This window comes from Rhizobium rhizogenes NBRC 13257, from assembly GCF_000696095.1.
Classification (GTDB): domain Bacteria; phylum Pseudomonadota; class Alphaproteobacteria; order Rhizobiales; family Rhizobiaceae; genus Rhizobium; species Rhizobium rhizogenes.
The window spans coordinates 15,561-29,259 of sequence record NZ_BAYX01000021.1 but is presented as its reverse complement, the minus strand read 5'-3'; the positions used below and the strand labels follow the sequence as shown (position 1 = coordinate 29,259).

At 61.0% G+C, this 13,699-nt stretch carries 11 protein-coding genes; 1 reads left to right on the top strand and 10 read right to left on the bottom strand.

Annotated features, from left to right (window positions below):
* Positions 1 to 53: 53 nt before the first annotated feature.
* The 10 genes from RRH01S_RS28820 to RRH01S_RS28780 form a co-directional block, all read right to left on the bottom strand.
* Positions 54 to 317 carry a hypothetical protein gene (locus RRH01S_RS28820; protein WP_042476303.1) on the bottom strand — a complete coding sequence of 88 codons (264 nt, stop codon included), beginning with the start codon at positions 315 to 317 and terminating at the stop codon, positions 54 to 56.
* Between the two features lie 93 nt (positions 318 to 410).
* Positions 411 to 584, bottom strand: coding sequence for a hypothetical protein (locus RRH01S_RS34565; protein WP_007692823.1), 174 nt, complete (start codon positions 582 to 584; stop codon positions 411 to 413).
* Positions 585 to 714: 130 nt separating this feature from the next.
* A complete protein-coding gene (locus RRH01S_RS28815) occupies positions 715 to 3,372 on the bottom strand; it encodes a nitrate reductase (protein ID WP_042476299.1) in 2,658 nt (885 codons plus the stop codon).
* 11 nt (positions 3,373 to 3,383) lie between these two features.
* Positions 3,384 to 3,719: a nitrite reductase small subunit NirD gene (gene nirD, locus RRH01S_RS28810; protein WP_007692821.1), complete on the bottom strand. Its 336-nt coding sequence runs from the start codon at positions 3,717 to 3,719 to the stop codon at positions 3,384 to 3,386.
* Positions 3,720 to 3,723: 4 nt separating this feature from the next.
* On the bottom strand, positions 3,724 to 6,174 hold the full coding sequence (nirB, locus tag RRH01S_RS28805) for a nitrite reductase large subunit NirB (RefSeq protein ID WP_042476295.1): 2,451 nt from the start codon (positions 6,172 to 6,174) through the stop codon (positions 3,724 to 3,726).
* A 4-nt stretch (positions 6,175 to 6,178) separates the two neighbouring features.
* Positions 6,179 to 6,979, bottom strand: coding sequence for an ABC transporter ATP-binding protein (locus tag RRH01S_RS28800; RefSeq protein ID WP_007692819.1), 801 nt, complete (start codon positions 6,977 to 6,979; stop codon positions 6,179 to 6,181).
* Between the two features lie 10 nt (positions 6,980 to 6,989).
* Positions 6,990 to 7,883, bottom strand: a complete 894-nt coding sequence (gene ntrB, locus RRH01S_RS28795) for a nitrate ABC transporter permease (protein ID WP_007692817.1) — start codon at positions 7,881 to 7,883, stop codon at positions 6,990 to 6,992.
* Between the two features lie 65 nt (positions 7,884 to 7,948).
* Positions 7,949 to 9,247, bottom strand: a complete 1,299-nt coding sequence (locus RRH01S_RS28790; RefSeq protein ID WP_042476292.1) for a CmpA/NrtA family ABC transporter substrate-binding protein — start codon at positions 9,245 to 9,247, stop codon at positions 7,949 to 7,951.
* Between the two features lie 365 nt (positions 9,248 to 9,612).
* Positions 9,613 to 10,884, bottom strand: a complete 1,272-nt coding sequence (locus RRH01S_RS28785) for a CmpA/NrtA family ABC transporter substrate-binding protein (protein ID WP_012650166.1) — start codon at positions 10,882 to 10,884, stop codon at positions 9,613 to 9,615.
* Between the two features lie 49 nt (positions 10,885 to 10,933).
* Positions 10,934 to 11,521 (bottom strand): ANTAR domain-containing response regulator, encoded by a 588-nt coding sequence (locus RRH01S_RS28780; protein ID WP_007692813.1) that lies wholly within the window; start codon positions 11,519 to 11,521, stop codon positions 10,934 to 10,936.
* 267 nt (positions 11,522 to 11,788) lie between these two features.
* On the opposite strand from RRH01S_RS28780, the gene htpG reads away from it, so the two are divergent.
* Entirely contained in the window at positions 11,789 to 13,678 is a 1,890-nt protein-coding gene (gene htpG / locus RRH01S_RS28775; protein ID WP_042476290.1) for a molecular chaperone HtpG, read from the top strand.
* Positions 13,679 to 13,699: the final 21 nt, after the last annotated feature.

Sequence of the window (13,699 nt, the reverse complement as noted above, 5' to 3'; positions counted from 1 at the left end):
TCTAGAAAAAACAGAGCGCCCGCTGGAAGGCGGGCGCTCTGCCGCCGACAATCTTAACCGGGCGGCTTATCGTTACTTCTGACCTTTTGCGCATCCAGATAGCCGTGGTCGAATGCTTTGGCGCTGCTACTATCTTCGGGATAGGGGTTCTTGTCGGTGGCAGCTTCCCGTTTTCCGGCCTCGAAGCCGCGGGCATAGGCAATCGAGTCATCATCCCTGGCGATCTTCGGCGGTTCCACCGAAGGCGGCTGAAGGGGATTTGGAAGGCCAGTTTCCGGAGCCGGGATCGGCGGCAATGTCGGGTCATGCTTTGCCATGGCTTTCTCCTCTTCTGAGAAAACGTCATGGCGGGATCGTGGTTCCCTTGGGAACACCAATCTCTACCTGTTAGGCCCAGATCGGTGGTGACATCATCGATCCAGCTTGAGCGAAAGCTGCACGGCGCGCGGCAAGGGCGGTAGCGGCCGGCTGATGTCGACGCGGCGTTTCCACGCGGCGAGCCGTTCCTGCTCGCGTTGCCGCAAGGCTTTCGAAACTGCGACGAATGTCATGGCACGCTCTATGACTTGTTGTGTGTCAGTCATGGATATCTCCATATGTTCACTTTATGTTCTCATATTGAGCATAGATTGTCAAGCCGGTGGGTGCCGGCCTATCTCATGGGCACTTTGTCGCGCCTCGGGCGAGGCACTTGCGGGGCGAAGGAGGCGGCTCTTATTCGGCCGCGGCTGCGAGGCATTCGTCGATGATTCCACGGATCTCCGCGCGGCAAGAGCCGCAATTGGTACCGGCATTCAGCGTTCTGCCGACCGCCTCGACGCTGTGGCAACCGTTACGGACTGCACCGACGATCTGATTGACGCCGACGCCGAAACACGAGCAGACGGTTGCTCCAGGATCGGGCGTGTCGGCACCCGGCCGTCCGGCAACGAGCGCGAAGCGTTTGCGCAGATCGCTATGGGACGCGGCGAGCTGGGCGATAGCCCAATTGCGGGCGACAGCGACAGGCTGGCGAGCGAGGAACAGCGCCGCGAGCAATCGTTCGCCGTCGAAGAAGGCGAGACGAAAGTCGCCGGTCGTTCGATCGGCATAGCGGAGCGGTTCGATATGCGCGGGGATATCGAAAGTGGCGCGACACCAGCTTGCCCAATCCTCCTCCGTGTCATCGAAGGCAAGTTCCACCCGCCAACCACCATCGGCTTTGGCGAGCGCCCAATAGGCGCTATCCAGCCACTGCGGCCTTGCCATGGAAACGGCAAAGCCATAACGCGCCGCCTTGAAGGGGCGGGCAGCGACAGCGACATTCTTCGACGCGGGCTGGCCGGAAATGGGGTCGGTCAAGGGCGTGACGACAGCGTCGATACGCGCCTTTGCGGCGAACCGGTCGTTCCAGTGCATCGGCACGAACAGGCTGCCGCGCGCCTGCCGCTCTGTCACCAAGGCGCGCACGATCACCTTGCCATGCGGGCTTTCGATCTCGACCAGACTAGCGTCGCCGACGCCGATCTCGATCGCGTCGCGGGGATGGATCTCAGCAAAGGGCTCGGCGATATGTGATGACAGGCGGGCACTCTTGCCGGTGCGGGTCATCGTATGCCACTGGTCGCGAATGCGGCCGGTATTGAGCGTGAACGGAAAGTCTGTGTTGGTGCGGTCTGATTCTGGAGCCTTGACCGGCACGAAGCGGGCCTTACGATCGGGATGAAAGAACCCGCCTGCTGCGAAGAAGCGTGACGTCTGCCGCGCTGATCCCGCGGGCTGTGGCCATTGGAACGGCGAAAGCGAGTTATAATCGTCGATCGCGATTTGCCCATAAGCGCCGATATCGAAATCCCGGCTGCTATCATTTTCGAAGCTGGAAAGGGCGGCGTGTTCGGAAAAGATTTCGGCGGGCGACCTAAAGGCAAAGGCGTCGCCAAATCCCATGCGACGGCCGACTTCGGCCATCTGCCACCAGTCTGATTTCGCGTCGCCCGGAGCGGGGAGATACTTGCGCTGCCGGGAAATGCGGCGTTCGGAATTGGTGACCGTGCCGTCCTTCTCGCCCCAGCCGAGAGAGGGCAGCAGGACATGGGCGTGCCGCGTCGTGTCCGTCTCCTTCAGGACATCGGAAACGACGACGAAGGGACAGGCCTTGATGGCCGCCTCGACGGCATCGGCATCCGGCATCGAAACCACAGGATTGGTCGCCATGATCCACAATGCCTTGATGCGGCCATCGGCGACCGCACGGAACATATCGACCGCTTTCAGCCCCGGCGGCTCGGCAATTGTCGGCGCTTTCCAGAAGCGCTGCACCCGGTCACGATCCTCGGCATTTTCGATCGCCATATGGGCAGCCAGCATGTTGGCAAGGCCGCCGACCTCTCGCCCTCCCATGGCGTTCGGCTGGCCGGTGAGCGAGAAGGGCCCCATTCCGGGCCGGCCGATGCGCCCGGTCGCCAGATGGCAATTGATGATGGCGTTGACCTTGTCGGTGCCGGAGGAGGATTGGTTGACGCCTTGGCTGTAGCAAGTCACCACCTTTTCCGTTGTTTCGAACAGACGGAAGAACTCGCGCAGCTGCATCGCCGGCAGACCGGTCTTGTCGAGCAGATCGCTGAAGCTCAGCGCAGACGCTTCGGCAAACGCGTCCGCAAAACCCTCGGTATGGAGCGCGATGAAATTCTGGTTGATGGCGGCGCTCTGGGCAAGCTGGGCGAGGAGGCCCATGAACAAAGCGACATCGCCATCAGGGCGGATCGCCAGATGCAGATCGGCAATGTCGGAGGTCATCGTTCGGCGCGGGTCGATGACGACGACCTTCATTCCCGGCCGCGCAGCCTTGGCGGCGGCAAGGCGCTGGTAGATGACCGGATGGCACCAGGCAAGGTTTGAGCCGGTCAGAATCACCAGATCGGCAAGCTCGATATCCTCGTAGGTGCCGGGCACCGTATCCGAGCCGAAGGCGCGACGATGGCCGGCAACGGAGGATGACATGCAAAGCCGCGAATTGGTGTCGATATTGGCTGAACCGATGAAGCCTTTCATCAGCTTGTTGGCGACATAATAGTCTTCGGTCAGAAGCTGCCCGGAGACGTAGAAGGCGACGGAATCGGGGCCGTGTTCCGCGATGGTTTCTGAAAAGCGAGCGGCGACGAGATCGAGCGCTTCGTCCCAATTCGCCCGTTGGCCCTGAATCTCCGGATAGAGGACGCGGCCGTCGAGATCGATGGTTTCGGCCAGCGCCGACCCCTTGGAACAGAGCCGGCCGTAATTGGCCGGATGCTCCGGATCGCCTTTAACGAAGACCTTGCCGTGGTCGTCGACACTGGCGATGACGCCACAGCCGACGCCGCAGTAAGGGCAGGTGGTTTTGGTCTCAACGGACATGACTGCTCCGGTCACTCCGCCGCCATCATCAAACTATCGAGAGCAATCGACAGGGCTCCGTTCTCGTTGCGCACCGGAATGGTCCTGACCGAACCCTTGTCTGCCCCGAGCGCCTCGCCGGTTTCGAGCGAGATCACCCAGTTGTGCAGCGGGCAGGTGACCGCAGCGCCATGGACGATTCCTTGCGAAAGCGGGCCGCCCTTGTGTGGGCAATGGTCCTCGATGGCGAAGACCTGGTTTTCGGCGGTGCGGAAGACGGCGATCTTGCCCTGCGGGGTCTTCACGCAGCGCGCGCCGCGCAGCGGGATATCCGAGATGTCGCCGATTTCTACCCAGTTCATGTCCATCTTCTCACTCCGCCGCCTGATGGAAGCCGACCGTCGCCATCGGCCGGAATTCATGCTTGTCCTTGCCGGAGACGCGCTCCGACCAGGGATCGACCTGTGCGAATTTCTGGCTAAAGACGAAGCGGTCGTAATAGGCCTTGCGCTTGTCGGCATCTCCCATGATCTGCCGGCGGATCTCGTCGAGGCCGATGCGCTTTGCCCATTTGTAGATGCGTTCGAGATAGCGGCCCTGTTCGCGGTACATCTGTGTCAGCGCCACGATATGCTCCAGTGCCTCATCCTCGGTCTTGACGAGGCCGAGCACTTCCGTGCCCTTGATGTCGAGGCCGGCTGCGCCAGCGAAATGAATCTCGAAGCCTGAATCCACGCAGATGACACCGATGTCCTTGCAGGTCGCCTCGGCGCAGTTTCTCGGACAGCCGGACACCGCCATCTTGAGCTTTGCCGGCGTCCAGGAGCCCCACATGAATCTCTCGATGCGGATACCGAGGCCGGTCGAATCCTGGGTGCCGAAGCGGCACCAGTCGGAGCCGACGCAGGTCTTCACCGTGCGCAGACCCTTGGCATAGGCCTGACCGGAGATGAAGCCGGCCTTGCCGAGGTCGGCCCAGACGGCGGGTAGATCCTCCTTCTGGATGCCAAGCAGGTCGATGCGCTGACCGCCGGTCACCTTCACCATCGGGATTTCGAACTTGTCGACGACATCGGCGATGGCGCGCAGCTCACCGGAATTTGTAACGCCACCCCACATGCGCGGCACCACGGAATAGGTACCGTCCTTCTGGATGTTGGCGTGGACGCGCTCATTGATGAAACGTGACTGGTAATCGTCGGCATATTCGTCCGGCCAGTCGCAGACGAGGTAATAGTTCAATGCCGGCCGGCATTTGGCGCAGCCGCAGGAGGTCTTCCACTCCAGTTCCTGCATAACCGCAGGAATGGTCTTCAACCCCTTGGCTTTTATGAGCCTTCTGACATCATCATGCCCAAGCTCGGTGCAGGTGCACATCGGCTGCACGGCAGCGGGGTTGTAGCTGTCACCAAGCGTGATCGACATCAGCTGTTCGACAAGGCCGGTGCAGGAGCCGCAGGAGGCTGACGCCTTTGTATGGGCGCGCACATCGTCGAGCGATGTCAGCCCCTTGGCGGTGATTGTTGACGTGATCTTGCCTTTGCAGACGCCGTTGCAGCCGCAGATTTCCGCATCATCCGGCAAGGCTGCAACGGCCGCCATAGGGTCCAGCGGCGACCCTCCCTGGTAGGCCTGTCCGAAGATCAGCGTCTCGCGCATCTCCGAGATATCGGTGGCCTTCTTTTTCAGATCGTTGAACCAGGCGCCATCGGCGGTTTCGCCGTAGAGCACAGTGCCGATGATGCGGTTGTCCTTGAGCACAAGGCGCTTGTAGATGCCAGCCGAGGCATCACGCAGGACGATCTCCTCGCGATCGTCGCCATCGGCGAAGTCTCCGAGCGAAAACAGATCGATGCCGGTGACCTTGAGCTTGGTCGGGGTGTCCGAATGCACGAAGCCGGCCGATGTTTCGCCGGCCAACTGCGCGGCGACAACACGCGCCATTTCGTACAGCGGCGCCACCAGGCCGTAGACTTGGCCACCGACTTCCGCGCATTCGCCAAGTGCGTAGATATCGCCGTCCGATGTGCTCATGCCGGCATCGACGACGATGCCCCTGTTGACGGCAAGCCCGGCCTCCTTGGCGAGCCCGGCGCTCGGGCGAATGCCGACCGCCATCACTACCAGCGTTGCCGGAATGATGGTGCCGTCGGCCAGTTCGACCCCTTCGACCTTGCCGTTACCGACGATCGCCTGGGTGTTGGCGTTGGTAATAACCTTGATTCCGCGCTCCTCGATCGCCTTTTCCAGCAGGTAGCCTGCGGCCGGGTCGAGCTGGCGTTCCATCAGCGTCGAATTGACGTGCAATACGGTGACATCCATGCCGCGCAGATTGAGGCCCGCCGCAGCTTCGAGACCCAGCAGGCCGCCGCCGATGACGACCGCCTTGGCACGGGACTGGGCGGCAAGCAGCATGGCATTGACGTCATCAAGATCGCGATAGCTCAGGACGCCCGGCAGGTTTGCTCCGGGAACGGGGATGATGAAGGGCACAGAGCCGGTGGCGATCACCAGCTTGTCGTAACTTTCGGTGACGCCATGATCGGAGGTGACGGTCTTGGCAGCGCGATCGATGGCGACGATCTTGTGGCCCTTGTAGAGGGTGATGTTGTTCTTGATGTACCAGCCATCGCCATGGATGATGATCTGCTCGTAATCCTTCTCGCCTGAAAGGACCGGCGACAGCATGATGCGGTCGTAGTTGACGCGCGGTTCGGCGTTGAAGATCGTGACCTGATAGAGGTCTGGCGCCTTTTCGAGAAGATGTTCCAGCATGCGGCCGGGCGCCATGCCGTTGCCAACGATGACAAGTTTCTGGGTCATGGGCTTACTCCGCGGCTTCGACGAAGCGGTGGCGTTCATAAAGGAACTTCAACACGGCTTCGCGGCATTTGAGGTAGGTTCGATCGGCGGCAAGCTCGAGGCGGTTACGCGGCCGGGCGATCGGCACGTCGAGCACATCGCCGATATAGGCGGCCGGACCGTTGGTCATCATCACGATACGGTCGGAGAGCAGCACGGCCTCGTCGACATCATGAGTGATCATCACCATGGTGCTGCCGAGGCGGGCATGGATATCCATCACCGCATCCTGCAGATGCGCGCGCGTCAGCGCGTCGAGCGCGCCGAAGGGCTCGTCCAGCAACAGGATCTTCGGTTCCATGGCGAGTGCCCGGGCGATGCCCACGCGCTGTTTCATGCCGCCGGAGATTTCCGAAGGGCGCTTGTCCTTGGCATGCGCCATCTGCACCAGGTCGAGATTGCGCATCACCCAATCATGGCGCTCGGCCTTGGTTTTCGTGCCGCGGAACAGTTTCGAAACGGCAAGGTTGACGTTTTCATAGACGGTCAGCCAGGGCAGCAGGCTATGGTTCTGGAAGACGACGGCACGCTCGGGGCCTGGTGCATTGACCTCCCGGTTTTCCAGGAGCACCGCACCGGCCGAGACCGGCGTCAGGCCGGCGATCAGGTTAAGCAGGGTCGACTTGCCGCAACCGGAATGGCCGATGATCGAGACGAACTCGCCTTTTTCGATGACGAGGTTGACACCCTTCAATACCTCGGCCCGCTGACCGCCGCGGTCGAAATATTTGTCGATGTGATCAAGCTTGAGATAGGAGCTGGTCATCATGCTTTCCTTAATTGGCCGTGGCGCCGCGGGTGACAAAGGCGCCGATCGCGGCGACCAGCTTGTCGAGGATGAAACCGGTGATGCCGATATAGGTGAGGGCGACGATGATGTCGGGCAGGCGCGAAGAGTTCCATGCATCCCAGATGAAGAAGCCGATGCCGACGCCGCCCGTCAGCATTTCGGCCGCGACGATGGCAAGCCAGGACAGGCCGATGCCGATGCGCAGGCCCGTAAAGATATAGGGGGCGGCAGCGGGCACCATGATGCGGAAGAAGAACTCGATCTGGTTCAGCCGTAGCACCCTGGCGACATTGCGGTAATCCTGCGGGATGTTGCGTACACCGACGGCGGTGTTGATGATCACCGGCCAGATCGAGGTGATGAAGATCACGAAGATCGCCGATGGGCTCGAGTTCTGGAAGGCGGCGAGCGACAGTGGCAACCAGGCGAGCGGCGGCACGGTGCGCAGGATCTGGAAAATCGGATCGAGGCCACGCATCGCCCAGATCGACTGTCCGATCAACGCGCCGATCAAGACGCCGGCAATGGCGGCAAGACCGAAGCCATAGGCGACGCGCTGCAGGGAAATGAGCACGCGCCAGGCCAGGCCGATATCCTGGGGACCGTTATAGAAGAAGGGATAGGCGATGAGATCGTAGCTCTCCTGCCAGACCTGGGACGGCGGCGGCAGACTGGCGCCGGGCTGCTCACAGAGGAGCTGCCAGACGCCGAGCAGGATGATGAGCACCACCAGCGGCGGCACGACGGCACGCAGGATTGCCAGAGCGATGAGCTTGACATCAATGCGGCGAACGGGACGAGCGGAGAGTTTCACGACGCGGCTTTCGTCTTGAGGTGCGGCCGTCGCGATGACTTCCTGTTTGCGGGCTGTTGCAGACATGAATCAGGTCCTTGAATCTTGCGCGACGCGGAGAGTGCGGAGCTCTTGAGGCGTGACACCGATCATCACGACGCCACCTTGATGGAGAGGCTTTCGAGATAGGCGGAAGGGTTCTCCGGGTCGAAGACCTTGCCGTCGAAGAAGGTTTCCTTGCCGCGTGAGGTCGAGGCCGGAATATCGGCAGCAGCAACGCCAAGATCCTTGGCGGCGTCGCGCCAGATATCCTGGCGGTTCACTTCGCCGACCAGTTTCTTGACGTCGGTATTTGGCGCGAACTTACCCCAGCGCATGTTCTCGGTGATGAACCAGGCGTCATGGCTCTGGAAGGGATAGGAAACGCCGCCCTTCCAGAATTTCATGTAAAGATCGGTTCCGTTGGCGACGCGCCCATTGCCGTAGTTGATGTCGCCCTTGAGACGCCCAAGAATATCCTTGGGCGGCACGTTGAACCACTGCCGCTTGCCGAGGATGGTTGCCATCTCGTCCTTGTTGTCCATGCTGTCGCACCATTGCTGGGCTTCCATGACGGCCATCAGCAGTGCCTTGGCGGCATTGGGATTCTTCTCGATCCATTCGGCGCGCATGCCGAGCGCCTTTTCCGGATGGCCTTTCCAGATCTCGCCGGTGGTACAGGCGGTGAAGCCGATGCCCTGGTTGACGAGCTGCTCGTTCCAGGGTTCGCCGACACAGAAGACATCCATGTTGCCGACCTTCATGTTCGCCACCATTTGCGGCGGCGGCACGACGATGGTCGAGACGTCCTTGTCGGGATCGATGCCGCCCGCGGCGAGCCAATAGCGGATCCAGAGGTCATGCGTGCCGCCGGGGAAGGTCATGGCGGCCTTGATTTCCTTGCCGGCCGCGCGCTTGGCATCGAAGGCTGCCTTCAGCTTGGAGGCATCCAGTTGAACGCCGGTATCGGCATATTCCTTGGCGACGGAGATGGCCTGGCTGTCGTAGTTGAGGCGCGCCAAGAGGGCCATCGGTACGGGCTGGTTGTTCTGCGTGACCTTGCCCGTGTGCATGAGATAGGGAAGCGGCGAGAGGATATGCGCGCCATCGATGCCGTTGGCAGCGCCGCCGAGCACGAGATTGTCGCGTGTCGCGCCCCAGGATGCCTGCTTTTCAACGTCGACATCCGGCAGGCCATGTTTTGCAAACAGGCCTTTCTCCTTGGCGATGACCAGCGGCGCTGAATCGGTGAGCGCGATGAAGCCGAGCTTGGCGCCGGAGACTTCCGGTCCGCTCGTGGCCGCAAAGGCGCCGGAGGGAAAGGCAGTCTTGACCGCACAGATAAGGGCTGCGGTGCCGGAGGTCTTCAATAGGCTACGGCGCGTAACGCTGCCGGACAGGATCTTCTTCATATGCGGGCCCCTCTGCTGGTGTCTGACGGATTTTTGGGAATAAAAAAACGCCGCTCGGTTAATGCAGCCCGGGACTTGGGAGAGTCCCTCGGGGCAAAAACCTTGCGACGTCAATGTCACTGCGAGCGCATTTCTCGCGCTCGGCTTACCTCGATCGCCGTTGACCGAAGCAATGTTTACTAGGCAAGCGGCGTGCCAGTTTGGTGGTTGTTCCCTATCTTTATGAAATTATTTGGATATTTCCCACTCGGCCGCGTTTGCTTGTTTTTAGATCGAGGTTGAGTTCTGCAAATATTTTGAGCGTCTGCAGTTGAGGGGGCACGACGAGCTGCGCCGATTTTGTGCAACGCAACGTTCAGACGTTGTCAGATCTCTTCGCCTGAAGATGCTATCCGCGTCTTTGCCTTGACTGCAAATCCCGCCACATAGGAGGCCATGTCCGAGGGATCGAAGACGAACCCGTCCATGAAGCGATCGCCTTCGCTGTCGCCTTCCACGCGGATATCCGCATCGGCGGGGGCGGCGTCATTGCCGAGCGCCAGCCGGTAGAGGTCGGGCCGATAGGCGGAGGCGGCCATGCGTATATTGTGTTCGGAGAGGGCACTCTGGCCCCAGCGCACCATCTGGCTGAGGATCCACAGCGCCTGGCTGGGGCGTGGATAATTGGCGAAGCCGGCATGGAAGCTGAAGTATCTGTCGATCACCCGGCGATTGCCCTTGGCATCGAGGCCGAACTCGCCGGCAAGCACGTTGCGGATAATGCCGACGGGAGCCGCGATATAGCGCTGATCGGCGAGCGCTTCTGCGAGTGCATCGTGGCTTTCCGGCCGATCGCACCAGCGTGCCGCCGCATCGAGTGCCACGAGCAAGCGAGAGACGGTTTCGGGGTGACTTTCCGCCCAGTCTGGCCGCATGCCGATGACCTTCTCCGGGGCGGATGGCCAGATATCCTGCTTGGCGGCGACGATGCGGCCGACGCCTCGCTCCGAGGCGACCATGTTCCACGGCGCGCCGACGCAGAAACCGTCGATGGCACCAGCCGCCAGCGCGTCGGATGTCAGCGGCGGTGGCACGACGACGAGCTTCACATCCTGATCGGGATCGATGCCGCCGGCGGCAAGCCAGTAGCGGAATTCGTAATTGTGCGAGGAGAAGGGGTAGGTCATGCCAAGCGTCGGCGGTTGCTCGCCACGCGCCTTCATCTGCTTTGTCACAGTCGCCAACGCCCGGGCATTTTCCAAGGCACTCGCCAGGTCCGATAAGCCCGTTTCCTCACGCATGCGGTCGAACAGCCGCGTCGACAGCGTGATGGCATTGCCGCCGCTGCCGAGCGAGAAGGGCGTGATGGTCGGGGAGGGGTTGGAGCCGAGCCCCAGCATGGATGCGACCGGCATCGGCGACAGCATATGGGCGATGTCGAACTGACGGAAGGCGAGGCGGTCGCGGACATTGGCCCAGGAGACATCCTTGACGAGGTCGAGCGTGATGCCTTCCTTCCGTGCAAAGCCGAATTCCGCCGCCGCGATCAGGACGGAGGCATCGACGAGCGGGATGAATCCCGCGCGTAGAACCTTCGGCCCTTCGCCTGTCAGGCGGAACGGCGATGCGAGATTGCTGCCGGAACTGCTGCTGTTCATCATATCCACTCCGGTTTCCTCCGGAAACTTCCGCTATCGCGTATCGGCATCACATCAACAGGCCTGCGGCCGTGACGACGCTTTGCGCGATATCTGAAATCTTCTTCTTCTCGTTCATCGCCGTCTGCCGGAGGAGCGTGAAGGCTTCCTCTTCCGACAGGCCGCGCATCTTCATGAGAATGCCCTTGGCACGCTCGACGATCTTGCGCTCTTCCAGCGCCGATTTTGCGTCGGCAAGCTCGCGTTGTAGCCGGCTGAAGGCATTGAAGCGACTGACGGCCATGTCGAGGATCGGCTTCACCCGCTCCTTCTTCAGCCCGTCGACGATATAGGCTGAAACGCCAGCATCGACAGCCGCCTCGATCGAAGCCGTGTCGGAGCGATCGACGAACATGGCAATCGGGCGTCCGACCGTCCGCGTCAGCTGGAACAGATGCTCCATCATGTCGCGGTTCGGGTTCTCGATATCGATGATAATCACATCGGGCTTGAGTGTTTCGATCGTGCGGGCCACGCCATGGACCTCGTGGATGACCGTCACGCGCGCATGACCGGCCTCCCGCAGCCCCTCTTCGATGATCGAAGCGCGGATGGTATTTTCGTCGATCACAAGAATGGTCAGATCCAGGCGGCTCATGCCGCCTTTATGGCGCAACGCAACAAAGCGGGCAAGCCATGCGCCAAAATATTAGGCGATGCCATGCGTGCCTAAAAAATATTCAATCCCGTCGTTCTGTGGCGAAGCCTAGGTTGCGGTCCTCGACGCCAAAGCCGTGCAGAGATTTCCCGAGGCAATAAAAGCACATCGTCTTATGCGTAATTAAGCGACATCAACTTGAAATTTCTCCCTTCTTCCGCCACCTCTTCGGCGCGACTTTTAATATTCCCAGGAGACGAGACGCACATGACGACAACCACCGCAGAAAATCCCGCCGAAAGCCATGTTTTTGAGGCCGATGTTGCCCGTCTTCTGCATATGATGGTTCACTCGGTTTATTCCGATAAGGATGTATTTCTACGCGAGCTGATTTCGAACGCGGCCGACGCCTGTGAGAAGCTTCGATACGAGGCGATCGCCACGCCTTCGCTGCTGGCAAGCGATCCGGACAGCCGTATCCTGCTGACGCTGGATGAGGAGGGCAGCCGGCTTGTTGTCGAGGACAACGGCATCGGCATGAGCCGCGACGAGATGATCGAAGCACTCGGAACGATCGCCCGTTCCGGTACGCGCGCCTTCATGGAGCGCATCGAGGCGAACAAGCAGGGCGAGGGCGCGCAGCTGATCGGTCAGTTCGGCGTTGGCTTCTATTCCTGCTTCATGGTCGCCGATCGCGTCGATGTCGTCTCGCGCCGCGCCGGCACGGATGATGCCTGGCTCTGGTCCTCCGACGGCAAGGGCGGCTACAGCGTCAGCCCGATCGATGTCAGCGAGGCGCCGGCCCGCGGCACGCGCATCACTCTGCATCTGATGGAGGATGCCAAGAGCTACGCGTCCCGCTGGACCGTCGAGCGGATCGTCAAGGCACAATCGGGTCATGTGCCCGTACCGATCACGATCGCCGAAAAGCCCGGTGCGGAGGCGACGCAGCTGACTGACGGCTCGGCGCTCTGGACGAAATCGAAAAACGATATCACCACCGAGGAATATACCGATTTCTATCGCGGAATTTCGGGCCAGTATGACGAGCCGGCGCTGACGGTGCATTTCCGCGCCGAAGGCCGCCACGAATATTCCGCGCTTGCCTTCATTCCCGGTTCCCAGCCTTTCGACCTCTTCGATCCCGATCGTAAGGGCCGGATGAAGCTCTATGTGAAGCGCGTCTTCATCACCGATGAGGCCGAATTGCTGCCGCGCTATCTCCGTTTCGTGCGCGGTCTTGTCGACACCTCCGATCTGCCGCTGAACGTCTCGCGCGAAATGATCCAGGAAAGCGCCATCCTCTCGGCGATCCGCAAGGGCGTCACCAACAGGATCGTTACCGCCATCGAGAAGCTTGCGGAAAGCGACAATGATGCTTTCCTCAAACTCTGGGAATCGTTCGGAAGCCTGATCAAGGAAGGCATTTACGAGGATTACGAGCGGCGCAGCCAACTGGTCGCGCTGTCGCGCTTCCGCACGACGGCATCCGGGGAGGGCTATCGTTCTCTTGCCGACTACGTCAAGGATATCAAGGAAGGCCAGCAGGCGATCTATTATCTCGCCGGCAACAGCCTCGAACAGCTGAAGGCATCGCCGCAGCTCGAAGGGTTTCGTGCCCGCGGCATCGAGGTGCTGCTGCTCTCGGATTCCGTCGACAGCTTCTGGGTGACGAACGCGCCGGAGTTCGAAGGCAAGGCGTTCAAGTCGATCACGCAAGGGTCGGCCGATCTCGCCCAGTTCAGCAAGGTCGAGCAGGACGCGACCAAGGACGAATCAGCGCCGGCGGAGGTTCAGGCTTTCATCGATTTCGCCAAGGATAAGCTCTCGGATCAGGTTTCCGATGTTCGCGCATCGGACCGCCTGATCGAAAGCGCCGTCTGCCTGGTCGCCTCCGAACAGGGCTACGACCGCCAGCTCGAAAAAATCCTGCAGGGCGCCGGGCAGCTGCAATCCGCTGCAAAGCCGATCCTGGAAATCAATGGCGATCACCCGCTCGTCAAGGCCATTGCCGCCAAGGGCGACCAGTCGTCCCTGCGCGACGACGCGGCATTCCTGCTGCTCGACCAGGCGCGTGTCCTTGATGGCGACAAGCCGGCCGACCCGCGTGCCTTTGCCGAGCGGTTGGTGCGCGTGATGGAAAAGGCTTTACAGTAGAGCTCTGATTGCTCGCGGCAT

What these genes read in the sequence shown, in the direction of transcription:
- RRH01S_RS28790 (WP_042476292.1), bottom strand. Translation starts at nt 9,247, where the DNA reads ATGAAGAAGATCCTGTCCGGCAGCGTTACGCGCCGTAGCCTATTGAAG.
- htpG (WP_042476290.1), top strand. Translation starts at nt 11,789, where the DNA reads ATGACGACAACCACCGCAGAAAATCCCGCCGAAAGCCATGTTTTTGAG.
- ntrB (WP_007692817.1), bottom strand. Translation starts at nt 7,883, where the DNA reads ATGTCTGCAACAGCCCGCAAACAGGAAGTCATCGCGACGGCCGCACCT.
- RRH01S_RS28800 (WP_007692819.1), bottom strand. Translation starts at nt 6,979, where the DNA reads ATGACCAGCTCCTATCTCAAGCTTGATCACATCGACAAATATTTCGAC.
- RRH01S_RS28780 (WP_007692813.1), bottom strand. Translation starts at nt 11,521, where the DNA reads ATGAGCCGCCTGGATCTGACCATTCTTGTGATCGACGAAAATACCATC.
- nirD (WP_007692821.1), bottom strand. Translation starts at nt 3,719, where the DNA reads ATGGACATGAACTGGGTAGAAATCGGCGACATCTCGGATATCCCGCTG.
- RRH01S_RS34565 (WP_007692823.1), bottom strand. Translation starts at nt 584, where the DNA reads ATGACTGACACACAACAAGTCATAGAGCGTGCCATGACATTCGTCGCA.
- RRH01S_RS28785 (WP_012650166.1), bottom strand. Translation starts at nt 10,884, where the DNA reads ATGAACAGCAGCAGTTCCGGCAGCAATCTCGCATCGCCGTTCCGCCTG.
- nirB (WP_042476295.1), bottom strand. Translation starts at nt 6,174, where the DNA reads ATGACCCAGAAACTTGTCATCGTTGGCAACGGCATGGCGCCCGGCCGC.
- RRH01S_RS28820 (WP_042476303.1), bottom strand. Translation starts at nt 317, where the DNA reads ATGGCAAAGCATGACCCGACATTGCCGCCGATCCCGGCTCCGGAAACT.
- RRH01S_RS28815 (WP_042476299.1), bottom strand. Translation starts at nt 3,372, where the DNA reads ATGTCCGTTGAGACCAAAACCACCTGCCCTTACTGCGGCGTCGGCTGT.